At 61.6% G+C, this 22,820-nt stretch carries 24 protein-coding genes; 9 read left to right on the top strand and 15 right to left on the bottom strand.

Annotated features, from left to right (window positions below; genetic code table 11):
• Window positions 1–11: 11 nt before the first annotated feature.
• Together NJC40_RS24975 and NJC40_RS24970 are read left to right on the top strand one after the other, a co-directional pair.
• A complete protein-coding gene (locus tag NJC40_RS24975; protein WP_253141395.1) occupies window positions 12–539 on the top strand; it encodes a DUF6586 family protein in 528 nt (175 codons plus the stop codon).
• 67 nt (window positions 540–606) lie between these two features.
• Window positions 607–843, top strand: a complete 237-nt coding sequence (locus tag NJC40_RS24970) for a hypothetical protein (protein ID WP_045493302.1) — start codon at window positions 607–609, stop codon at window positions 841–843.
• A 14-nt stretch (window positions 844–857) separates the two neighbouring features.
• Here the strand turns inward: NJC40_RS24970 and sulA are convergent, their stop codons facing one another.
• Both sulA and lexA read right to left on the bottom strand, forming a co-directional pair.
• A complete protein-coding gene (sulA, locus tag NJC40_RS24965; RefSeq protein WP_045493299.1) occupies window positions 858–1,328 on the bottom strand; it encodes an SOS-induced cell division inhibitor SulA in 471 nt (156 codons plus the stop codon).
• Between the two features lie 11 nt (window positions 1,329–1,339).
• Window positions 1,340–1,951 carry a transcriptional repressor LexA gene (lexA, locus tag NJC40_RS24960; protein WP_045493296.1) on the bottom strand — a complete coding sequence of 204 codons (612 nt, stop codon included), beginning with the start codon at window positions 1,949–1,951 and terminating at the stop codon, window positions 1,340–1,342.
• A 229-nt stretch (window positions 1,952–2,180) separates the two neighbouring features.
• Here lexA and NJC40_RS24955 point away from each other — a divergent pair, with 229 nt between their 5' ends.
• Together NJC40_RS24955 and nagZ are read left to right on the top strand one after the other, a co-directional pair.
• Entirely contained in the window at window positions 2,181–2,900 is a 720-nt protein-coding gene (locus NJC40_RS24955; RefSeq protein ID WP_045493293.1) for a TetR/AcrR family transcriptional regulator, read from the top strand.
• 83 nt (window positions 2,901–2,983) lie between these two features.
• Complete coding sequence (nagZ, locus tag NJC40_RS24950) at window positions 2,984–3,979, top strand: beta-N-acetylhexosaminidase (protein WP_173426727.1); 996 nt, start codon at window positions 2,984–2,986, stop codon at window positions 3,977–3,979.
• Between the two features lie 87 nt (window positions 3,980–4,066).
• Here nagZ and pssA read toward each other — a convergent pair whose 3' ends face one another.
• Both pssA and NJC40_RS24940 read right to left on the bottom strand, forming a co-directional pair.
• Window positions 4,067–5,410: a CDP-diacylglycerol--serine O-phosphatidyltransferase gene (gene pssA, locus NJC40_RS24945; RefSeq protein ID WP_253141392.1), complete on the bottom strand. Its 1,344-nt coding sequence runs from the start codon at window positions 5,408–5,410 to the stop codon at window positions 4,067–4,069.
• A 152-nt stretch (window positions 5,411–5,562) separates the two neighbouring features.
• Window positions 5,563–6,696 (bottom strand): glycerophosphodiester phosphodiesterase, encoded by a 1,134-nt coding sequence (locus tag NJC40_RS24940; RefSeq protein WP_253141388.1) that lies wholly within the window; start codon window positions 6,694–6,696, stop codon window positions 5,563–5,565.
• A 169-nt stretch (window positions 6,697–6,865) separates the two neighbouring features.
• Here NJC40_RS24940 and NJC40_RS24935 point away from each other — a divergent pair, with 169 nt between their 5' ends.
• Together NJC40_RS24935 and NJC40_RS24930 are read left to right on the top strand one after the other, a co-directional pair.
• Window positions 6,866–8,128 carry a diguanylate cyclase domain-containing protein gene (locus NJC40_RS24935; protein ID WP_253141383.1) on the top strand — a complete coding sequence of 421 codons (1,263 nt, stop codon included), beginning with the start codon at window positions 6,866–6,868 and terminating at the stop codon, window positions 8,126–8,128.
• 72 nt (window positions 8,129–8,200) lie between these two features.
• Entirely contained in the window at window positions 8,201–9,136 is a 936-nt protein-coding gene (locus tag NJC40_RS24930; protein WP_253141376.1) for a 2-hydroxyacid dehydrogenase, read from the top strand.
• A gap of 50 nt (window positions 9,137–9,186) precedes the next feature.
• Here the strand turns inward: NJC40_RS24930 and NJC40_RS24925 are convergent, their stop codons facing one another.
• The 3 genes from NJC40_RS24925 to NJC40_RS24915 form a co-directional block, all read right to left on the bottom strand.
• Window positions 9,187–10,608, bottom strand: a complete 1,422-nt coding sequence (locus NJC40_RS24925; RefSeq protein ID WP_253117935.1) for a short-chain fatty acid transporter — start codon at window positions 10,606–10,608, stop codon at window positions 9,187–9,189.
• Window positions 10,609–10,674: 66 nt separating this feature from the next.
• Complete coding sequence (locus tag NJC40_RS24920; RefSeq protein WP_045493274.1) at window positions 10,675–11,331, bottom strand: CoA transferase subunit B; 657 nt, start codon at window positions 11,329–11,331, stop codon at window positions 10,675–10,677.
• Between the two features lie 15 nt (window positions 11,332–11,346).
• Complete coding sequence (locus NJC40_RS24915) at window positions 11,347–12,045, bottom strand: CoA transferase subunit A (protein ID WP_045493272.1); 699 nt, start codon at window positions 12,043–12,045, stop codon at window positions 11,347–11,349.
• A 150-nt stretch (window positions 12,046–12,195) separates the two neighbouring features.
• On the opposite strand from NJC40_RS24915, the gene NJC40_RS24910 reads away from it, so the two are divergent.
• From NJC40_RS24910 to NJC40_RS24900, 3 genes are all read left to right on the top strand, one after another.
• Window positions 12,196–13,086: a LysR family transcriptional regulator gene (locus NJC40_RS24910; RefSeq protein ID WP_253141375.1), complete on the top strand. Its 891-nt coding sequence runs from the start codon at window positions 12,196–12,198 to the stop codon at window positions 13,084–13,086.
• Window positions 13,087–13,173: 87 nt separating this feature from the next.
• Entirely contained in the window at window positions 13,174–13,449 is a 276-nt protein-coding gene (locus tag NJC40_RS24905; RefSeq protein WP_253141374.1) for a hypothetical protein, read from the top strand.
• Window positions 13,450–13,587: 138 nt separating this feature from the next.
• Complete coding sequence (locus NJC40_RS24900; protein WP_045493264.1) at window positions 13,588–14,190, top strand: LysE family translocator; 603 nt, start codon at window positions 13,588–13,590, stop codon at window positions 14,188–14,190.
• A gap of 196 nt (window positions 14,191–14,386) precedes the next feature.
• Here the strand turns inward: NJC40_RS24900 and NJC40_RS24895 are convergent, their stop codons facing one another.
• From NJC40_RS24895 to NJC40_RS24860, 8 genes are all read right to left on the bottom strand, one after another.
• Window positions 14,387–14,650, bottom strand: coding sequence for a hypothetical protein (locus NJC40_RS24895; RefSeq protein WP_492180417.1), 264 nt, complete (start codon window positions 14,648–14,650; stop codon window positions 14,387–14,389).
• Window positions 14,651–14,841: 191 nt separating this feature from the next.
• Entirely contained in the window at window positions 14,842–15,423 is a 582-nt protein-coding gene (ssuE, locus tag NJC40_RS24890) for an NADPH-dependent FMN reductase (RefSeq protein WP_045493261.1), read from the bottom strand.
• Window positions 15,424–15,619: 196 nt separating this feature from the next.
• On the bottom strand, window positions 15,620–16,708 hold the full coding sequence (locus tag NJC40_RS24885; protein WP_045493258.1) for a polysaccharide biosynthesis/export family protein: 1,089 nt from the start codon (window positions 16,706–16,708) through the stop codon (window positions 15,620–15,622).
• Window positions 16,709–16,747: 39 nt separating this feature from the next.
• Complete coding sequence (locus NJC40_RS24880; RefSeq protein ID WP_045493255.1) at window positions 16,748–18,151, bottom strand: undecaprenyl-phosphate glucose phosphotransferase; 1,404 nt, start codon at window positions 18,149–18,151, stop codon at window positions 16,748–16,750.
• A gap of 9 nt (window positions 18,152–18,160) precedes the next feature.
• A complete protein-coding gene (locus tag NJC40_RS24875) occupies window positions 18,161–19,366 on the bottom strand; it encodes a glycosyltransferase family 4 protein (RefSeq protein ID WP_253141373.1) in 1,206 nt (401 codons plus the stop codon).
• A gap of 70 nt (window positions 19,367–19,436) precedes the next feature.
• Window positions 19,437–20,522 carry a glycosyltransferase family 4 protein gene (locus tag NJC40_RS24870; RefSeq protein WP_045493251.1) on the bottom strand — a complete coding sequence of 362 codons (1,086 nt, stop codon included), beginning with the start codon at window positions 20,520–20,522 and terminating at the stop codon, window positions 19,437–19,439.
• A gap of 65 nt (window positions 20,523–20,587) precedes the next feature.
• A complete protein-coding gene (locus NJC40_RS24865) occupies window positions 20,588–21,817 on the bottom strand; it encodes a glycosyltransferase family 4 protein (protein ID WP_045493249.1) in 1,230 nt (409 codons plus the stop codon).
• The gene (locus tag NJC40_RS24860) at window positions 21,814–22,815 is read right to left on the bottom strand and encodes a glycosyltransferase (protein WP_253141372.1); all 1,002 of its coding nucleotides are present in this window, start codon (window positions 22,813–22,815) and stop codon (window positions 21,814–21,816) included. The genes NJC40_RS24865 and NJC40_RS24860 overlap by 4 nt, the downstream gene beginning before the upstream one ends.
• Window positions 22,816–22,820 lie beyond the last annotated feature (5 nt).

Genomic DNA, 22,820 nt, shown 5'->3' with positions numbered 1-22,820 from the left:
GAGGTTTTGACATGGCCCAAGAACTTTACACCCGCACCAATCAGAAGATTTTCTTCGCCGGCCTGGCTCTGGAAACCCTGGGCAAGGCTGAGCAAGGCCAGGCCATGAATGCCCAGGCGCAGATCCAGGCTGGCCGTGAAACTGTGTTGTTTCATCTGTACGGCGCTTTGCTGGGCCTGTGTCACGAGATCGCCGGTTACTACCGCCTGCCGCAAGCCGGGGCACCACGCGCCGAACTGTTGCTGGCGCCTGAGGTGCTGGAAAGCGTTGCCATCCCTGAGCTGGGCGAGTTGATCGAGCTGGCGCAGAACCGGCATACCTGGCTGGGTCAATTGTTGGCGGCCTATGCAGCGTTGTTCGAGCCGCCACGTGCGCCGGTCAAGCCCAAGGGCGATGTCACCCAGCCGATCATCCAGGCAGTGAATCTGGATGATGAGCCAGAGCCGGAGCAGGGCTTGACCCGTGACGAGCTGGAAAGCTGGCGGCAATCGATCAAGTCACTGGCGGTGCGTTTTCGCCAGGGGATGAACGAGTTCTGATACAAGCTTGATGTACGCATCAGTGCAGGCTGTTACACTGCCCGCCTTTCGCGGAGTATTTGTACTGATGCCTACCTCTTTTCTTGAAATTGTCGAGCTTCCTGACGGCCGTATCGAGCTGCGTCGTGCCGAGGATGAGGGCTCGCTGGTCACTCTGAACTTTTCGGAGGACGCCAAGGTGTTTCTGCAAGGTCAGCACGTTGAAGTCGCCAAAGCCATGTTGAGCGTCGGCGTGCAGATGGCCGGCCGTCTGGCCGAAGGTGTGCTGGAAAAAGAAGAAGACGGACCCCGGGTTCTGCATTGAGGCCCGTCGGGCGATCAGCCCAATCGGATATTCAGGCTTTGCGCTTCACCGATACGGGCCGCAGCCGTCAGCTGTTGCCGTGCAGCTGCGCTGAGGGGATTGAGCCAGCTCACCACTGTGTGACTGCGCCCCAGCCGTAATGCCTCGCGAGCAAGTGCCAGAGCGGTTTGTGTGCCGCGGGGCTGCAGAATCAGGATTCTCTCCCGGTTCAGGCCCGCCTCACGTAGCCATGCCTGGGTCAGGCTGGCAGGCGGAGCGATCAGGCTGAGCCAGCGTGGATCCTGCTCCTCACTCAAATCTCTAAGAATTGGCGCCAGCAGGCTCAGGCAGCTTCCGGCCGCTCCACGCAATGACACTTCGCTGAACACCTGCGGTGCCGTCTCCCGGAATGCCTGGGGCAGCTCCTGCAGGGAAGGGGCGATGGGCTGGGCCAGGAATGCTTCGAACAGTGGTAATTGGGTGTGAGGGGCCGGATGAAACTGCATGGTGTTCTCCCTTAGCGGCGCAGCACGCCGACGCTCAAGCCTTCGATGACCAGTTCCTGCTCCTTGAGATCGACCTCGATAGGCGCGAACTCAGGGTTTTCAGCAATCAGCCAGACCTTGTTGCCTTCGCGTTTGAAGCGCTTGACTGTGACTTCGTCACCGATCCGGGCTACCACGATCTGCCCGTTGCGTGCTTCGCGAGTGGTGTGTACTGCCAGCAGGTCGCCGTCGAGGATGCCGACGTCTTTCATGCTCATGCCGTGGACGCGCAACAGGTAGTCGGCGCTTGGATGAAAGAAGGTCGGGTTGATGTTGCATGACTCCTCGATGTGCTGCTGGGCGAGGATCGGTGCGCCGGCGGCAACCCGGCCGATGATCGGCAGGCTGCTGTCGTCGGCCTGGCGGGCTTCGAAACCTGGGATGCGGATGCCTCGCGAGGCGCCCGGCGTCATCTCGATGGCGCCTTTGCGGGCCAGGGCCTTGAGGTGTTCTTCAGCGGCATTCGGTGATTTGAAGCCGAGCTTCTGGGCTATCTCCGCCCGGGTTGGCGGGTAGCCGTTGTCTTCGAGGCAACGTTTGATGAAGTCCAGGATTTCGGCCTGGCGGGGCGTCAGTTTGATCATGTCGTGCGCTCTGTCTTTTTGTACAGTGCCTGGGATTATATACAGTGAAGGCGGCTTGGCAATCATGCTTTTGAATCTTTGTGCCGAACGGCCAGGCGCATGGCTGGATGGATCGCTCGTCGGCGTGGCTTGAATGCGTGACTGTTCAGCCACAAAATGAACCGCCCGCTTGACAAACCGCCTGCCTGAAACGTATGTTTCAAACGATTGTTTTGTCAGGCAGAGAGCCATGGCCCAGTCGGAAACCGTAGAACGTATTCTTGATGCTGCCGAACAGTTGTTCGCCGAGAAGGGCTTCGCCGAGACGTCCTTGCGCCTGATCACCAGCAAGGCGTCGGTCAACCTCGCAGCGGTCAATTATCATTTCGGCTCCAAAAAAGCCTTGATCCAGGCAGTGTTCTCGCGCTTTCTCGGGCCGTTCTGCGCGAGCCTTGAGCGTGAGCTGGAGCGCCGTCAGGCCCAGCCGGAGCACAAGCCTGACCTTGAGGAACTGCTGGGTATCCTGGTCGAGCAGGCCATGGCGGTGCAGCCGCGCAGCGGTAACGACCTGTCGATCTTCATGCGCCTGCTGGGCCTGGCGTTCAGCCAGAGCCAGGGGCATCTGCGGCGTTACCTTGAAGACATGTACGGCAAGGTGTTTCGCCGGTATATGGTGCTGGTCAATGAGGCCGCGCCATGCATTCCACCGATCGAGCTGTTCTGGCGCGTGCACTTCATGCTCGGTGCTGCGGCATTCAGCATGTCGGGCATCAAGGCGCTGCGGGCCATTTCCGAGAATGACTTCGGCATCAATACCTCGATCGAGCAGGTCATGCGCCTGATGGTGCCGTTTCTGGCTGCCGGCATGCGTGCGCAAACCGGCGTCACTGATCCGCAGATGATCGCCGCCCAGCTCAGGCCGCGCAGCAAGGTCGCTGCGGTAACCAACACCGCCGCGGTCAAGGCCTGAGTACGGCTGCGTTGCACCGGGCTGCAGGATCAAGCACCATGCCGGCTTGATCCAAGGTAATGGTGTTTTCTATGAGTTCTGGCCTGCAAGGCTCCTTGATGGTCGATGTCGCCGGTACCTGGCTGACTGCTGAAGACCGTCATCTACTGCGCCAACCGCAAATCGGTGGCCTGATTGTTTTTGCCCGCAATATCGAGCATCCACGCCAGGTTCGTGAACTGAGTGCGTCGATTCGCGCTGTGCGTCCGGACCTGCTGCTGGCGGTGGATCAGGAAGGCGGACGCGTTCAGCGTCTGCGTCAAGGGTTCGTGCGTCTGCCGGCCATGCGCGCCATTTCTGCCTGTCCGGATGCCGAGGCGCTGGCAGCCCATTGCGGCTGGCTGATGGCGACCGAGGTGCTGGCGGTGGGCCTGGACCTGAGCTTCGCCCCAGTTCTGGATCTGGATCATGAGCGCAGTGCGGTGGTCGGCACCCGCTCGTTCGAAGGTGATCCGGAACGTGCCGCGCAACTGGCAGGTGCCTTCATCCGGGGTATGAATGAAGCCGGTATGGCGGCGACCGGCAAGCATTTTCCGGGGCATGGTTGGGCTGAGGCGGACTCGCACGTCGCGATCCCCAACGATGAACGCAGCCTGGACAGTATCCGTGCCCAGGACCTGGTGCCTTTTGCCCGCCTGAGCCAGAAATTGGCCGCGGTGATGCCTGCCCATGTGATTTATCCGCAGGTCGACAACCAGCCGGCGGGCTTTTCCCGGCGCTGGCTGCAAGACATTCTGCGCGGTGAGCTGGGCTTCGATGGGGTGATTTTCAGTGATGACCTGTCGATGGCTGGCGCCCATGTGGTGGGCGACGCTGCCAGCCGTATCGAAGCCGCGCTGAGCGCCGGTTGTGACATGGGGCTGGTGTGCAACGATCGCGCCAGCGCTGAACTTGCCCTGAGCGCCGCGCAGCGCCTCAAGGTCAAGCCCTCGCCCCGGCTGGCGCGCATGCGTGGCCAGAGCCATGCCAGCACCGACTACCGCAGCCAGCCACGCTGGCTGCAAGCGCTACAGGCGCTGCGTAGCGCAGGGCTGCTGTAGGAGCGGCTTCAGCCGCGATGCTCGGCACCGTTTTTCGCGGCTAAAGCCGCTCTTGCAGAGTGCGTCGGGCAAGTCGTACCGGGTTCTTTAGAGAATCCGGTACAGCAACCGCTCGATCTTCACCCGGCTGACCCGGCGCAGGAACTTGTGCACGCCTTCGGGATACTCGGCCAGGGTCTGCAATTGCTCGAAATTGTCGACCCGCCGGGTATGTTGCATCAGGCTGGCCAGCTCGGCTGCGCGCGGGGCGAGCCATTGCCCCTTGGGGTCATCGATCAGCAGGCCGTTTTCAAGATCCAGATTGAACGCACGTGGGTTGAGGTTGTTGCCGGTCAGCAGGGTATAACGTTGATCGACCCACATGCCCTTGAGGTGGTAGGTGTTGTCGCCATGCTTCCACAGGTGCAGATTCAGCCGCCCCCGGGCGATTGCCGTCTGGTGCTTGCGGGCAAAACGGCGCAGGCTGATTTCGTAAAGATAGGGCAGGGCAGAGATCACCTTGAACGGCTCTTCAGGTGCAATGAAGAAGTCGTTGGCGGTCTTGTCGCCGACGATGATGTCGACCACCACGCCACGCTTGAGTGCGCGGTTGATTTCACGGGTCACAGCGACCGGCAGATTGAAGTACGGCGTGCAGATGGTCAGCTGGCTCTGGCTGCTGGCGATCAGATCGCAGATGGTGCGGTTCAGGCGGTTGCGCGGGCCGACACCCAATAGCGGGATGACGCGCATTTCGCCATTTTCCAGGCTGCCTGCATCGGTGTTGTAGCTGGCGCGTTTGAGCTGGCTGCGCAAGGCGCGGATCTCACCGCGCAGGCTCTTTGAGCTGGGCGGTTGCGGCAGGTCCAGGCGGTGCACTGCCGGCGAGCCGATGATCTCCTGCTGTACCAGCATGACAAAACTGTCTGCCAATGGCGCGTTGTGGATCAGGTGGTAGCGGTCCAGCCGGTACTTGTCCAGCTTGTGCAGATAGACGTTATTGATGCTGGCGCCGGTGTAGAGCACCTCGTCATCGATGACGCTGCCCTTGAGGTGCAGTACGCCGAACAGCTCGCGGGTCTGCACCGGTACACCATAGACCGGAACTTCGACGTCGTATTCCAGATGCTGCGCCTGATACCAGGTGCTGTTACCCGGCTGGCGACCGGCACCGATCAGCCCGCGCTGGGCACGGAACCAGTCGACCAGGACCCGCACTTCAAGACCGGGGCGGGCGACCTTGGCCGCATACAGGGCATCGAGGATTTCCTGACCGGCTTCATCCTGTTGCAGATACAGGGCGATGATATAGATGCGCCGGGTAGCCGAGGCGATTTTCTCCAGCAGGCAACGACGATAGTCGGCGGCCGTGGGCAACAGAGTGATTGCCTGGTCTTGCAAGGCGAATCCGCACAGCGTGGCAAGGGTCGAGCGTCTGAAGGGGGACTGCATAAGCCTCTCGTTCGGTTGGCGACGACCTGCGAGCTTACACCAGGCTTGCCATGAAAAGTCGCTGGGTTAAAAAAAGCTGTGTGATGGTTGGGCAAGCCAGTGTCCACCTGCCGATTGCGGCAGGCAGACTACCCGGCCTGCGGGACAGTGACTCAATAGCCGTTGCGTTTGAGTAGGCTATCGACCGTCTCTTTGGCCGGGCGTGCGTAGAACTCCAGCAGTTGCGCCGGGCGATTGGTGAAAAAGCCATCGACGCCGGCAGCGCTGATAGCGTTGAAGTCCACAGCATTGTCCACGGTATAAGGATGAATGATCAGCCCCTTGGCGTGGGTCATGGTGTTCATCCACGGTTTGACCAGATCCATGTAGCTCTGCTCACCGCCGTCGGCCAGCCGGCTCGCAGGGCCGGTGCCGATTGCACCATTGGCCTTTGCCCAGTCGATCCAGGCGGCAAACTCGGCTTCTGATTTGACTTCCTGGCTGGCGTACCAGGCCGCTTTGTCCTTGAACCCCGAGTCTTTGAACGCCACGCTGGATTTTGGCGCGATGGCACCCTGGCCTATCCATAGCAGCAAGACCTTGGGCACCTGAGGCATTTCCTTGTGCAGCAGTTGCAGGCTGGTTTTGTCGAAGGTTTGCAGCACGACCCGGCCGGGCAACTGCGCGACGTTGACCTGACCGGGCGCAGCCGCAGGGCGCTCACGCAGCCAGCCGCGTTTCTCCAGCGCTTGCTTGAGGTCGGCTTCGATGCCGGGAAATTGCTGCGGCTGTTTGGTTTCGATGTACAGGCCGGGCTTGTTGGCGCCACCTTCGGCGATGTCGATCACCTCATCCAGAGTCAGGATCTTCAGGCCCGCATAACTGTCCCGCGCCCGCGCCGGGTAGGCCTTGTTGAACCACGAGCCGGCATCCAGTTGCTTGAGCTCAGCCAGGGTAAAGCTGCTTACCGGCTCTTGGGCACGGGCCGGGAACACCTCGGCGATGTTGGTGGTACGTACCAGGCTGTCGTCGTGCAGGGCAAGCAGGACCCCGTCCTTGCTGCGTTGCAGGTCCAGTTCCAGGTAGTCGGCACCCAACTCGCGGGCCAGGATAAAGGCCGGCAGGGTTTCTTCGGGGGCATCGAATGAGGCGCCGCGATGGGCAATCACTGCCGGCCAGGGCAGGCCGGCCTTTTCGCTCAGCGCTTTGCCGGGGGATCCAGAAGCCATGGCGGATGCTGACAGCAGCATGGTACCGGTCAGGGTGGTAACCGTCAGTAACCTGCTCAACGAAGCAAATGAACTCATGCACGCGATTCCTTATCGGTAACTCGCCGTCCGTCACCCTCGCAGGCGGCTGATGGCAAAAAGCCTTTTAGTTGGGCACTATTGGACTGAAACAGAACAATATCGGCTGTCAGTCTGGGCAGCAAATGCGTCGCGGGTATGACCGTCCCACATCTGCGGGTATTTCCCTATGGTAAATATCGCCAACCAGGTACTGGAGGGGTTCGTCGACAGGCTCATGGATGCGATTTGCGTAGTGGACACAGAGGGACGCTATGTCTACATCAGCGCGGCATTCGAGCGGATTTTCGGCTACCACCCTCAGGAACTGATCGGTGCCCAGATGCTTGATCTGGTGCATCCCGATGATCGGGCGCGGACCCTTGAGGCCGCCGCCGACATCATGGCCGGCAATCCCCAGTTACACTTTGAAAATCGCTACCTGCACAAGAGCGGTCATGTCGTGCATGTGATGTGGTCGGCGTGCTGGTCGCCGTCGGACCACCTGCGTATCGCTGTGGCCCGGGATATCACTGAACTCAAGCGCGCCGACAGCCTGCGCGCCACGCTGCTGGAAATTTCCGAGGCGGCCAATGGCAGTACCGACCTTGCCTGCCTGTTCGAGCGGATTCATAAGATCCTCGCAGGTTTGCTCGGCGCTCGCTATCTGTCGATTGTTCTGTGCCAAGGCGAGCCCGCACGCTACTCGCTTGTCTACCCCGACGATGAACCGCATGACGCTGCCCGCGCCCTGGCCACGGAGGTTTTCAGCCGCGGTCGGCCGGTGCTGCGCTGCGACCGGCTCGGCGTACCCCTGCAAACCGCCAGCGGAATTATCGGCGCGCTGCTGATCAAGGGCGAGCTCGATGCGCCGCTTTACACCCCGCGTGATCTGGACTTGTTGCAACTGGTGTCCAGCCACGTGGCCACCGCCATCGAGCGTCAGCAGCTCTATGAACGGCTGCATGCGATGGCCCGCTATGACCCGCTCACCCAGCTGGCCAACCGCACCTTGCTCAACGAGCGTTTGCAGCATGCGGTGCAGCAGGCAGACCGGCACGGTGACCGGTTGGCGGTGCTGTATCTGGATCTGGACAAGTTCAAACAGGTCAACGACACGCTCGGGCATGCGGCCGGCGACGCCTTGCTGCAGGAAGTCGCCCGGCGCCTGAAAGCCTGTGTCCGGGCCATTGACACCGTTGCGCGGATCGGTGGCGACGAGTTTGTGGTGCTTCTTGAGCGCATTCATGACGATGCTGACGCCGATCAGGTGGCGCAAGTCATTGATCGTGCGCTGAAGGCTCCGGTCCTGCTGGAAGGGCAGAGCTGGCGTATCTCATCAAGCATCGGCATCGCCCGCTACCCTGATGATGCCAGTGATCTGGCGCAGTTGTTTCGGCATGCAGATCAAGCCATGTATGCCGCGAAAAAGCGCAATCGGCGTCCGGGCTAGCGATCCGTTACTGTGCAGGCAGAGCCTCTCGGGTTACTGTCAGTGTTTTCTCTGGACCGAGGACTGATTTCCATGACGACCCTGCTGGTACTGGTCGAAAACCTCAACGACTATCTGCCGATACTTGAAGACAGCGGTTTTCGGTTGATCCGTGCGCAGACCCCCGAGCTGCGTGCCGAGGCGATCGCCCGACATGGCGACGAAATCCAGGCCGTAGTGACCCGTGGGCCGCTGGGGCTGTTTGCCGAAGAAATGGACGCCCTGCCGAACCTGCGGATCATCTGCGTCAGCGGGGCGGGTTATGAAAAGGTCGATGTGGCGGCCGCCCAGGCCCGTGGCATCGTGGTCACCAACGGTGCCGGCGTCAATGCATCGACCGTGGCCGACCATGCCATGGCCCTGCTGTTGGCGGTGATGCGCGACATCCCCCAGGCCGATGCGTCGGTACGTCGTGGCGAGTGGCGCAAGGCGATGCGCCCCTCGCTGGCTGGCAAACGCCTGGGCATCCTTGGCCTGGGCGCAGTGGGCCAGGCCATCGCCCGGCGCGCAGCCGCCTTTGACATGCCCATCGCTTATCACAATCGGCGCGCACGCAGTGATGTGGATTATGTCTGGTATCGCTCGGTGCGCGAGCTGGCCGAGGCCTCCGACGTGTTGGTTCTGGCCACGCCGGGTGGCGCCAATACCCGCCATCTGGTCGATGACGAAGTGCTCCAGGCGCTTGGCCCGCAGGGTTATCTGGTGAATATCGCCCGGGCCAGCGTGGTCGATACCCAGGAACTGCTCGGCGCCTTGCGCGAACAGCGCATCGCCGGCGCTGCGCTGGACGTATTCGATGACGAGCCGAACGTGCCGGATGCGTTCAAGAGCCTCGCCAATGTGGTGCTTACCCCCCACGTGGCGGGCCTGTCGCCAGAGGCTTCGCATGACTCTGTGCAATTGGTACGCGATAACCTGCAGGCGTTCTTTGCCGGCCAGCCGGTGTTGACCCCGGTTTCGGCAGACTGAGGGCAACACCGCATAGCCTGGAGCGTGACGCTTATCGCTTGCAACTGCCCTTAAGGCATGACCGGTGGGGTGTAGCTCAAGGTTGTGCCCAGCGCCCAGAGCAGAAACAGCACAACCGGCGCGTGCACCAGCAACTGCACGAACGAGAAGCCAATCAGCTCCCGGGCCTTGAGACCCAGTACGCCGAGCAGCGGCAGCATGTAGAACGGGTTGATCAGGTTCGGCAATGCCTCGGCGGCGTTGTAGATCTGCACCGCCCAGCCCAGGTGGTACTGCAGTTCATTGGCCACCTGCATCACGTAGGGTGCTTCGATGATCCACTTGCCGCCACCGGAGGGGATGAAGAAGCCCAGCACGGCCGAGTAGACGCCCATCAGCACCGCATAGGTATCGTGGGTGGCGATGCTGGTGAAGAACAGCGAGATATGGTGCGCCAGGGTCTGCGCATCGCTGCCTTTGACGGTGGTCATCAGCGCGGCGATCGAGCCGTACAACGGGAACTGAATCAGCACCCCGGTGGTGGTCGGCACGGCACGCGCCACCGCATCAAGGAAGCTGCGCGGGCGCCAGTGCAGCAGGGCACCGAGCATGATGAACAGGAAGTTGTAGGTGTTCAGGCCCGAGATGGCGGTGATCGCCGGTTTGCTGCTGAACTCGTTGATCAGCCAGCCGACTCCCAGCGCCACCATCACGATGATCAGCAGCGGGCTGTATTCCAGCCACTCGCCAGGACGGGTGCGTGGCGCCAGCGGTGGCAGGTTGAAAGCCGGGTCAACGCCACAGTCCTCGGCACTGCGGGCATTGGCCGGGCCTGGCGCGGTGGCGTAGGCGACGATGATCGACAGTACAATCAGCACCAGCAGGATCACCCCGGACTGCCAGAGGAAGATGGTTTCGGTGAACGGGATGACCCCGGTGATGGCCAGGATCGACGGCGGCAGGCTGCCGGGGTTGGCCTGCAATTGCGCAGCCGACGACGAAATGCCCAGCGCCCACACTGCGCCCAGGCCCAGATAGGCGGCGGCACCGGCGGCGCGGTAGTCCATTTTCAGATCCTTGCGCCGTGCCAGTGCGCGTACCAGCAGGCCGCCGAACACCAGCGACAGGCCCCAGTTGAGCAAGGAGGCGAGCATCGAGATCAGCGCTACCCAGGCCACCGCACTGCGGCCATTGGACGGCAGGCGTGCCAGGCGGTCGATCAGACGCACCGCCGGTGGCGAGCTGGCGACCACGTAGCCGCTGATCACCACGAACGCCATTTGCAGGGTGAAGGGAATCAGGCTCCAGAAGCCATCGCCAAATGCCTTGGCGGTGTCGGCAGGCTTGGCGCCCATGCCCAGCACCGCAAGCGTGACGATCAGTACGGCCAGGGCGGCGAATACCCAGGCATCGGGAAACCAGCGCTCGGCCCAGGCCGAGCAGCGCAGGGCAAAGCGCGCGGAGCGGCTTTCCTGGAGGGAAGCGGACGACATAGCAATACCTCTTTATTGTTTTTTTGAAGGCACAACGTTCGAGGCCCCTGACGGGGCCTCGATGATTCAGAAACGCATTTCAATCACATCGTCGGGCACGATCAGCCGGCCGGCGGTCTTGGCGACGATTTCCTCGACGCTGATGCCCGGCGCACGTTCGCGCAGGATGAAGGCACCGTTGTCGATCTCCAGATAAGCCAGGTCGGTCAGCACCCGGCGAATGCACCCGGCGCCGGTCAGCGGCAGTTCGCAACGATCCAGCAGTTTCGACTCGCCGTCCTTGGAGGCGTGGGTCATGGTGACGATGATGTTCTCGGCACCGGCGACCAGGTCCATGGCACCGCCCATGCCTTTGACCAGCTTGCCGGGGATCATCCAGGAGGCGATGTTGCCCTGCACATCGACTTCGAATGCGCCCAGCACCGTAAGGTCGACATGCCCGCCGCGAATCATCGCGAACGAGTCGGCGGAGTGGAAAATCGATGCGCCGCGGCGGGCTGTGACGGTCTGTTTGCCGGCATTGATCATGTCGGCGTCGACGGTCTGCTCGGTGGGAAACTCGCCCATGCCCAGCAGGCCGTTTTCCGATTGCAGCATCACGTCAATGCCGTCTGGTACGTAGTTGGCGACCAGGGTCGGGATGCCGATGCCCAGATTGACGTAGTAGCCGTCCTTGAGTTCGCGGGCGACCCGTTGTGCCATTTGTTCGCGGGAAAGTGCCATGGTGCAACTCCTTTCTCAGGCCTTGAGGGTGCGCTTTTCGATGCGTTTCTCGAAGCTGCCGAGGATCAGCCGGTCGACGTAGATACCCGGGGTGTGGATATGCGCCGGGTCGAGTTCGCCGGGCTCGACGATTTCTTCGACCTCCACCACCGTGATTTTCCCGGCGGTGGCCACCAGTGGGTTGAAGTTCTGCGCGGTATGCCGGTAGATCACATTGCCGAAGTGGTCGGCCTTCCAGCCTTTGACCAGGGCAAAATCACCGGTGATGGCTTCTTCAAGAATGTAATCGCGGCCGTTGAACTGACGGCTTTGCTTGCCCTCGGCCACCGGCGTGCCGAAGCCGGTGGCGGTGTAGAAGGCCGGAATCCCGGCACCGCCGGCACGCAGTTTCTCGGCCAGGGTGCCCTGCGGGGTGAGGTCGACTTCCAGCGCGCCACTGAGCAACTGTTGCTCGAACAGCGCGTTCTCACCGACGTAGGAAGAGATCATTTTGCGGATCTGCCGGTCTTCGAGCAGGATGCCCAGGCCAAACCCGTCGACCCCGCAGTTATTGGACACAACGGTCAGGCCACGGGTGCCCATGCGCTTGATCTGGGCAATCAGGTTTTCCGGTATGCCGCACAGCCCGAAGCCGCCACACAGCACGGTCATGTTGTCGGTCAGCCCTTCGAGGGCTTGCTCGTAGGTCGCCACTCGTTTGTCGAGTCCAGCCATGATGTCGGCCTCTGGTCATTGTTGTTGTCGTTGTCGCTGCAATGAACAGGCTAGTTGCTCTGTCACTGAATCGCGTTGTTGACATCTTCTGTCTTGGCGAATGATTTGTTAATTTTGTTTTTCTGATGGTTTGATAAGAAAGACAAAACAATGAACGTCAAACACCTGCGCGCCTTCGTGGCGGTTGCCGAATGCCTGAGCTTTGCCCAGGCCGGTGAGCGCCTGCACCTGTCACAACCGGCCCTGAGCCTGACGATCAAGGGGCTTGAAGAGTCGCTGGGGGGGCAGTTGCTGATTCGCACCACACGCAGCGTCAACCTCACTCCGGAAGGCGAAACCCTGCTGCCGCTGGCTCGCCAGTTGCTGGCTGACTGGGACAACACCGAAGAATTGCTGCACCAGCGTTTTACCCTGCAAATGGGCAAGGTTTCATTGGCGGCGATGCCTTCGTATGCCGGCAACCGTTTGCCGGGGGCCTTGAAGGTGTTCCGTGAACGTTACCCGCGGGTCAATATCGCGGTGCACGATGTGATCAACGAAGAGGTGCTGGAGATGGTCCGCCAACGGCGGGTCGAACTGGGCATCGGTTTCGAACCGGAGCCTGGCCACTCACTGCATTTCACGCCGTTCTGCGTAGACCGTTTCGTTGCCGTGGTGCCTGCCGATTCCCCCCTGGCCGGAGGTACCGAGTTGCACTGGAGTGAATTGCTCAAAGAGGACTTCATCGCCTTGCAAAGACCTTCGGCGGTGCGCCTGCTGCTGGAGCAATCGGTGGCTGCGCAGCATGGACGGCTGGCGGTGGCCTTCGAGAGTCATCAGTTGGCGACAGTGGGACGGATGGTTGCCAGTGGTCTGGGCGTCAGCGCCGTGCCGGCACTGTGTATCGAGCAGATGCACGAACTGGGCGCCTGCTGCATCCCGCTGGTGGGGCCACGCATCGAGCGGCGCATTGGCCTGATGACCTTGGCCGACCAGCAATTGTCGGTGGCGGCCCAGGCCCTGCGTGAGGTGTTGATCGAACAGGCATCAATGCACCGATAGTCACTATCAGTTGCGGTGATTTCTGCTGGAAGCGGGGCGGGATTAACCTTTGTTCATTCCCGAATCGAACCTTCCAAGGAGGTCACCATGCACCGTTTTACTGCTCTTGCCCTGTTGTTCTCTGTTGCCGTGATCAGCGGCTGCTCGACCCACCATGCCGTCGAGCAACGCCCTTACAGCGCTGAAGAAACCCTGCAACTGGCGCTGGAAGACCTTAATCGTCGCGGCCTGTCGTTCGACGAATATCACGCTCGCAAGGCCCGGTTGCTGGCCAACCCGCAGCTGCAGCAAGTGCGCGAGTTTGACCACAGCGCCGAAGTCAATGTTGACGCGGGTGTCGTCAGCCGGGATCGTCAGGGCTAATGCGACTCTGACAGTTCCACTGATTTTCTGATTTGCGAAAACTGTACCGGTAAAACTTTCTTCTAGCTGTCCGTGTGTTTCCAGACGCCGTCTGGGTAGGGTGAGCGACCTGTCTCACTGGTTTGCACGGATTGCCGTATGTCTTTCGATCTGCTTCTGGCATTTGCCCTGTTTGCGCTGGTCTCCTCGATCACGCCGGGCCCCAATAACATGATGCTGCTGGCCTCGGGGGTGAACTTCGGTTTGCGCCGCACGGTGCCGCATATGTTCGGTATCAGTATCGGCTTTATGGTGTTGGTGCTGGCGGTAGGCCTGGGCCTGGGCAGTGTGTTCCAGAGCTGGCCATGGTTTTATACCTTGCTGCGGTATGTCGGCGGTGCGTATCTGTTGTACCTGGCCTGGAAGATCGCGACGTCCGGGCCGGTGGGTGACAACGGGCCGTCACGCGGCGAGCCCATGACGTTTTTTGCCGCTGCGCTGTTTCAGTGGGTCAACCCCAAGGCCTGGGTGATGGCGGTGGGGGCAATCACGACCTATACGCCGATGCAGGGGTATTTCACCAATGTGTTGGTGATCACGGCGGTGTTTGGTTTGATCAACCTGCCGGGGGTGGGGATCTGGGCGGGGTTTGGCAGCCTGCTGCGCAACGTATTGCGCGACCCGCGTCGGGTGCGGGTGTTCAATGGCGTGATGGCGTTGCTACTGGTGTTATCGTTGTATCCGCTGGTGGTACAACACTGATCGTTTGGCGGTTTGGCGGTTTGAGTGGCGTGCATTCGCCGCAGGGGCGTTGGGTTTGAGTCACTTTTCCGCTTTTACAGCGGGTCACTTTTGTCTTGGTGGCAAGTAACCAAAACCGTTTGCTCCTGCCTTGGCCCCGCCCTTTGGCCGATTTGGCGGTCGGCGCGATGGGCGTCCTGCCCAGCGCACCTGCTTCTTATAGAAAGAGCAGCGGCTTCCCTGCCGGCTTTCCCACCAAATCGACACCTCCGTTCGGCCTGCGCCAATCGTCGCGTTCGGCGGCGTCTGTGAGATTGCATTTCAGATGATCCACGCCTGGCTTTAGCTCGTTGCTGTTGCTGTTGATCTTTGAGTCGAGATGGCACAGACGACGCCGAACGCGACGATTGGCGCTGGCCGAGCGCAGGTGTCGCAGAACCGGGTGCCAGGCATGGATGCCTGGCAAGCGCTGCTGTGCCATGGAGGGCACATCAGCGCGTACCGGTGATGGGGCGCCGGAGCGAGGGAACCCCGCCCTCAAGGGCGGGGCCAAGACCGGAGCAAGCGGTTTGGTTCCTTTGCCAAGACAAAGGAACTCGCCCAGCAGGGCGAAACCTGCAGCCCAGCCACCGCGATAAAGGATTTTCCATCGATCGAAAGAGTTCTTGTAAATCAAAGCGCCAGCTGCAAATGCGCGCCAACCGCCTTTTTGCGCGTATGCAACCGATGCTGCAAGCCGCGTAGAAAATGCTCCAGCCCTTCATGGAGTCGCCCGGTCAGCACCTCATCCAGCACGCCGCCCTCAGGCACATCGCCGTAGCTGATCTGGCTGTCGATCGCGAAGATCCCGTGCAGGACCTCCTGGGACTTGAGCGCTGACAACACCGGCTTGAGCGCGTAATCAACCGCCAGCATATGGGCAATACTGCCACCGGTCGCCAGCGGCAACACCACCTTGCCCAACAGCGCCCGCTCCGGCAACAGATCCAGCAGCGTCTTCAAGGCTCCGGCAAACGATGCCTTGTACACCGGGGTGGCAATCAACAACCCGTCCGCTTGGCGCACGGCCTCGATAAAGGCCTGCACTGGCGGGCTGTCAAAGCGCGCCCACAGTAGATCTTCAGCATTGAAGTCACGCACCCGTACGGTGGTGACATCCACGCCGTGGGCTTTGAGCCAGTTACCGGCATGTGCCAGTACCACGCCCGAACGCGAAGTAGGAGAGGGACTGCCTGAGAGTGAAACAACCAACATCGAGAGATTCCTTGCAATAAGCGTCCATACGCAAAGCAGCTTGTGTGCCAGCTTGCGAGACTCATTGCCACTGAGCTGACACAAGGCATTTCATGACCGCTGGAGGGTTGTTTGCAGGCTGGATTGGTGCTGGAGCAACACAGCAGTGTCGAAGCACTGTTGCCTCAGCAACACTTGCGCCTAACGCAATGCCCGGTCAGTTACGAAACGCCGCGCCGGTCTGCACGACACTCGCCGAGCCGAGCAACTGGCTGATGAAGCGGCTCCAGCGGGTAATGTTCGCCGGGCCTACGAACACCACATCCTGGGCCTTGAGTTCGAACTGGCGGGCCAGCAGGTACGCGGTAGGCTTCTTGGCGTTGAGGTGGTAGACCGTCGATTCGGCATTGGCCTGATTGTCCACGCCGCGAATCACATACACCGCATCACCGTCGGCGCTGTCCGGGCTCAGGCCGCCGGAGTTGCCCAAGGCTTCCAGCAAGGTCACCTGGGTGGTGCCGAATGACAGCACCTGCGGGTTGCGCACCTCACCCAGCACATAGATGCGGTTTTTCGAGTTGCTGTTCAGGTGCAGATGATCGCCGTCTTTGAGATAGATGCGCCCCAGTTGCGAGCCCTTGCGGTTGAGCGCGTCGATGTCGATCTGATAATCGGTGCCGTCACGGCGCAGGGTCAGGCTGGCCAGGTCGGCATCGCTGCTGTCGATGCCTGCGGTACTGACCGCCTGCACCAGGCTCAATGGAATGTTAGTGATCGACTGTTGCCCGGGATTGCGAAACGAGCCGGACAGCAGCACCCGCTGGCTGTTGTAGCGCAGCACCTTCACATCGACCTTGACCTCGGTGTACTGCGGCGACAGGCCCATGCGCAGTTGATCGCGGATCTGCCGCACGGATCTGCCGGCTGCCTGGATACGCCCGACATACGGGAAGTACAGAGTACCGTCGCCCTGGACTTCACGGGTATTGGCATCGAGCTGGTCCTGCGAGCCCGGCGCGGTCAGTTCCGGATGTTCGAACACGGTCACCAGCAAGGTATCGCCCGGCCCCACCAGATACTCCGGGGTGGTGTAGTTCAACAGCTGCGCCGGTAGCGGCTTGCCATTGGCCAGGGCGACCTGTTGCTGCTGCGCCAGGCTCTGCGGGGTGATGTTGACCAGTCTGGCCTTGGGGCCGTCAGGGTCATCGGCTTCGACATCACTGAGGCTCATATGCTGGCCGGGGGCGAATGCGCAACCTTGCAGGAGCAGGGCAAACAGCAGTGCGGCGACGGGCGATCGATACATAGGGAGGTTTCCTTCCTGAGAATACGCGGTGGGGTGGGGTCAGAAGGCGTTCTTGTTGAGAAAGCCCTTGAACAGGGTCAGCAGGATGATTTTCAGGTCCAGCCACAGCGACCACTGCTGGATGTACTGCAGGTCGAACTCGACGCGCTTGCGCATCTTGTCCAGGGTGTCGGTTTCACCGCGCCAGCCATTGACCTGAGCCCAGCCGGTGATGCCCGGCTTGACCTTGTGGCGCAACATGTAACGGCTGACCTGCTTGCGGTATTGCTCGTTGTGCGCCACGGCGTGGGGACGCGGCCCGACGATGGACATGTCACCGCGCAGGACGTTGAAAAACTGCGGCAGTTCATCCAGCGAAGTGCGCCGCAGAAAGCCGCCCAGCGGCGTGACACGGGCGTCATTGCGGGTTGCCTGGCGGACCTCGTCGCCGTTTTCCTGGACGGTCATGCTGCGAAATTTCCAGACCATGATCGGCCGGCCGTCCAGCCCGTAGCGGCGCTGGCGAAACAGCACCGGGCCTTTGGAGGTGAGCTTGATCGCAGCGGCGATGACCAGCAGCGGCAGCGCGATCAGCAGCAGGATCAGGCTGGCCAGGATCACGTCTTCGGCACGTTTGACCAGGCCCAGCGCTCCCTCCATGGGCGAGTCGAAAATGCTGATGGTGGGCAGGCCGTTGATACTCTCGCTGCGCGCATGCAACAGCTCGAACGTGAACACATCCGGGATCAGGTACACCGAGACGGTGGTGTCGGACAGCCCGGTAATCAGCTCGCGCAGGTGGGGTTCGGCCTGGGTGATGTAGACCTTGTCGATGCGGCCCTGACGGGCATCAATGATCAATTGCTCAAGGTCACCCAGCACCAGCAGCCGCGAACCCTTGCTGTCGAGGTCCATCTGCTGCGGGTGGCTGTCATAGAAGCCCAGCAGTTTCAGGCCCATCCACGGCGCATCGGCAATCGAGCGGGCCAGGCTGGCACCGACCTGGCCGGTGCCGACGATGGCCACCCGGCGGGTATTGAAACCGTGTCGGCGCAAGGCGTGCAGCACTTGACGAATCAGCACCCGATAACCGCACAGGGTCGCCAGCACCAAGGCGAACCAGGTCATCTGTTGGGGCGTTGGCAATGCCTGGCCGTCGAGCAACAGGTAATCCATCGAGAGCAAGCTGACAAAGCTCAGTGACCACCAGGTGAAGACCTTGGCCAGTTCGCCGAAAATACGCTCGCCACGCCAGGATCCGTACAACTGGTGAAATTCGCTGAGCCAGTGAAAGCCCAGCACCGCCATAAGAATCTGCAGCCAGCTTTCGGTAGGCCCAAACAACGCTTGCTGCTGGTGTTGCCAATAGCCGATCAGCACGATGACCAGCAGATCCAGCAGGCGGTGGGCGACTGACAGCAGCGATTGATGGGCATGTAAGATGCCGCGAAGCGGAGTGTCCATGGTTCACCCTCAGACCGATTTGATCGGTACGACGCGGGCGGCCAGCTCGCTGTCAGGCGAAGCTGCGCGCCAGTCCAGCAGGTTGGGGCGCTGTTGCCGGGCACTGGCCAGGCGGGCGTCAACCAGGGCCTTGATCTGCTGTTCAAAGCGCTCCGTGGAAAAACGCTCGGCATTGAAGCGGCAGGCGCTGGCGCTGATCCGCCCCTGAGTGCTTTCGAACTGGCCAACGGCGGCTATCAATGACGCGGCGTCCTGGCGGTCATACAGCACCCCGGTCGGGGTTGGATGGTCCAGCCCCAGCACGGTTTCCAGCACCCCGCCCTTGCCGTAGGCGATCACCGGGGTGCCGCAGGCCTGGGCCTCGACCGGGCTGATGCCGAAGTCTTCTTCGGCGGCAAACACAAAGGCTTTGGCGGCGCGCATGTGCTCCAGCATTACCGCCGTCGGCTGGTAGCCGAGCAGCGTGACGTTGGGGGCGTTGATGGCCTGGCAGCGGGGCATTTCCGGACCGTCGCCGACCACCACCAGACGTTTGTCCGGCATGTTGGCGAATGCCTCGACGATCATCGGCAGGCGCTTGTAAGGCACCATGCGCGAGGCGGTGAAATAGTAGTCATCGCGCAGCCCCAGCGGGGTGTAGTGCAGAGTGTCCACAGGCGGATAAATCACAGTGGACGAGCGCCGGTAGGCTTTGTCGATGCGCGCGCCGATGAACGCCGAGTTTGCAACGAACTCATCGACCCCGGCAGCGCTGCGCTGGTCCCACATGCGGATGTAGTGCAGGACCATCCGCGCCAGAGTGCCCTTGAACCCCTTGTCGAGGCCTGACTCACGCAGGTATTGGTGTTGCAGGTCCCAGGCATAACGAATCGGTGAATGCACATAGCTGACGTGCAACTGATCCGGGCCGGTCAACACCCCTTTGGCGACCGCATGGCTGCTGCTGATCACCAGATCGTAGCCTGACAGGTCCAGTTGCTCGATGGCCATCGGCATCAGCGGCAGATAGCGCTGGTAGTGCTTGCGTGCACCGGGCAGTTCCTGGATGAAGCTGGTGGTGGCGACTTTGCCGCCCAGTTGGGCACGGTCCCGGTCGCTGAGGAAGTCGATCACGGCAAACAGATCGGCTTGCGGCCAGACCTTGAGCAGCGAGGCCAATACGCGTTCGGCGCCGGCGTAGGTCACCAGCCAGTCGTGGACGATTGCGATTTTCATGGGTCTTCCTTGAGCGGTGGCGAGTGAGCGGCGATGCGAACAGCGTGCAGCCGGATCTCAGGGCTTGGGGTCAGGTGCGCGGCAGGCTGCTGCGTTGCACGCCAGGTTCGGGGAGCTGGTCGAGCCGTTGCGACAGCCGCAGCGCTGAGTGGCGCCAACTGAAGCGCGCAACGTTGGCCAAGCCCTTGCGGCGCAGGAACTGGCGCAGATCCGCCTCATTGAGCAGCCGCTGCATAGCGGCGGCCATCTGTTGGACATCCAGCGGGTCGAAGTACAGCGCGCTGTCGCGCAGCACTTCCGGAATCGACGCGGCGCTGGACGCCAGCACCGGGCAGCCACAGGCCTGGGCCTCAAGTGGCGGGATGCCGAAACCTTCGTACAGTGAAGGAAACACGAATGCCGTGGCACCCTGGTACTGGGCGATCAGCTCGGCATCTTCGAGGCGGCCGAGAAAACGGATGCGTGGGTCGCGGCAGGCCAGTTGTTGCAGGTCCGGGTCAGCGAACAGGCTGTTGGCGCTGCCGACGATGTGCAGTTGCAGGTCTGGCTGGCCGCGCAGGCTCAGGAACGCCTGGATCATGCGCCTGAAGTTCTTGTGCAGATTGGGTGAGGAGACCGCCAGCAGGTAAGGCTGTTCCGGTTGGCTGGCGGCGGGCATGAACTGCTCGCTGACGGCGGCTGACAGAATCAGGATGCGCTCTTTGGGCAGCCGGTAAAATCCGGCTATTTCACTTTTGGAGAACTCGCTGTTGGTGACCAGTGCACGGACCCGCGACAGCAGGATCGGCATGATCGTCCGGTAGGCTGCGCGATAGCGCCAGCTATAGCTTTGCGGATGGCGAACGTAGGTGATGTCGTGGTGGGTGGCAACCTGATTGCGGTAGAACATCGGGTTGCTGTTGCTCAGTGACAGCAGCAGCGGATTGCCGTTGCGCCGCAGGTACAGCGGCAGGTCAAGCTGTTCCCACAAATGGCCTTGGTGGCGGCCGATGCACTGCACCTGCAAGGCCTGGGCGCTGGCGTGGTTTTTGATACCGTGCGGGGCGACGAAGACCAGATCGTCGCGCAGTTGGCGCAGCGCCAGGCAGATCTGCTCGGCGTAGCGTTGCACACCGCAGGTGTCCTGAGTCAGAAAACGGGCATTGATAACGATCATCGCAGGGGCCTGCAAAGTGATGAAGCGGATGAATGTCAGAGCCTTGACGGGCTGTGTCGCGGGCGTCAGATCGGATGTGGCTGGGGCAGGGCCATGCGCCCTTGCAGGGTCTGGATGAACAGGCGTTCGTAGCTGTCGAGCATCAACTCCAGGTCGAGTAGCGCGGCAACGCTGCTGCGCGCCTGAGCGCTGAGGCGGGCCAGTAGTTGCGGTTGCTGGTGCAGTTTAAGCATCGCCAGGCCCAGTGAGTCGGGGTCGTCCGGGCTGCACAGCAGGCCGTTGAGCTGGTCCTGGATGATCTCCGTCAGGCCGCCCATACGACTGGCGATCACCGGCCGCGAATGAGCGCAGGCTTCTACGGCGACCATGCCGAATGGCTCGCTCCAGGTCGAAGGCACCACCGCCACATCGATTCCGGCGTAGAACCGTTCCGGTTGCTGATAGCCGACAAAACGGATCCTCTCGCTATTGCCGGCCATGGCCTTGAAGCGCTGTTCATCGGCCACTTGGCCGCGCCCGGCGATATCGAGCGTGGCGTCGAACGGCAGGCGCTTGAACTGCTCGATCAGCCAGCCCACGCCCTTGGGCTCTGACAGCGTGCCCAGATAACCGAAGCGCAGCGGTGCTTGCGCACTGCGGCTCGGCGACCAGGCCGGCAAGGGCGCTGGAAACGGGCTGGCGTTATAGATCACCTGACAGCTCGCGCCCTTGAAGTAGCCATGGTTACGCAGCCGGTCGAGCATGAAGCGGCTGACCGCGACCACGCTGTCGACCTGCGTCGAGCGTTCGGCGTGCCCCTTGCGAAACTGCACGCACATTCCACAGCGCTGCTGGCAGTCACGGCCTTGCTTGAACATGGTGCTGCTCGGGCACAGCAGGTACAGGTCATGTAACACCTGAACGATGGGCAGGTTGTTATGGCTGATTTCATCCCAGGCCGAGACCGACCAGCCGGTGAGGTTATGGCAGACCACCAGGTCGGGTTGTTCGAGCTTGATGACCCGCTTGAGGTGCTCGCGCATGCCGCTGTTGTAGCGGTCACGCAGGTGCCAGCCAAGGCGTGCCAGCCGACCTGGACGGCGCTGAGTGAAGTGCCAGTAGAAATTGCGCAGGCCGGCGCGGTAGACCCTGACCTGATTGACCTCTTCCTGATACAGGCCGGCTTTGGCACCCGTGACCAGCACCCGTACGTTATGGCCGCGCGCCTGCAACCCTTCGACAGTGCGTTGCAGGATGATTTCTGCACCGCCGCCAATGTCCGGGGCATACAGGCTGCTGAGAAACAGAAGCTTCATAGCGGATAGGACCGGTTCAGGCCCAACAGCCCCGACTCGCCATCGGCAATCGCCTGTTCGAGCAGTTTCAGACGCGGGCCGGCATCGCAGCGGCGGGCGAAGACCCGCAGCAGGCGCAGGAACAACCAGCGATTGAGCTGGTAGAGCAACGGCGAACTGACCCAGATGTTCTTGTCAAACCAGGCCTGATTACGTGCACCGTAGTAGGCGCGCAGGTCGGAATCGCCGAGCAGGTAACTCTCGTAGACATTGCTGGTGCGTTGCTTGATGTTCCAGGAATGCTCCAGGTCGTCGAGCAGCGCTTCGGGCACCAGAAACAAGCGTCCGCCATTGGCGGTGATGCGCCAGGTGTATTCGTTGTCGTCGGCGTACAGCTTCAAGGCATCGAGCGGCAGGCCGATCTTGCGGTACAGGCTGTGATGGGCCAGCAGACCGCCGTACGTGGCAAACGGCAGTTGCACCAGCGAAGGCAGGCCAGCACTGAGCCGTGGTCGTCCCCACGGCAAGCGCCGCCAGAGTTTGTACGGCACCTGAGCGACATGAAAACCCAGAAAGCTTGAGCGCTTCTGCAGGGCAAAACGCTGCGGCACGCCGGTGGCAATGTCGGCCTGATGGGTAGGGCGAAAGCCGAGCACTGCGGTGTTGTCGGCGTCGTGCGCCTGGATCAGGCGTTGTAGCCGGTCATGCAGCACTTCCACGGCATTGGGCGTCGGCGCATTGTCGTCGTCCATCAACCACAGGTACTCGCCACCGGCCTGCAGCGCGGCCTGAATCCCTATGGCATAGCCGTTGGCCGAGCCGGTGTTGTGCTCAAGGTGGATCACCCGGACCTGCTCGGGCCACTGTTCGGTCAGTTTGTGCAGCGGCGCCGTCGAGGCGTTACTGACCACAATGACCCGCTCGATCAAGGGGTTTGCCAGCGAGCGGCTGATCAGCGTATGCAAATAGCTGTAGCGATCCCCGTAGGTCAGGGTCACCAGCGTGGTCTGCTTGGACATGGGAC

Origin of the sequence: Pseudomonas sp. 21LCFQ02 (assembly GCF_024129895.2) — a bacterium.
Classification (GTDB): domain Bacteria; phylum Pseudomonadota; class Gammaproteobacteria; order Pseudomonadales; family Pseudomonadaceae; genus Aquipseudomonas.
This window is presented reverse-complemented; position numbering and strand designations above follow the sequence as displayed.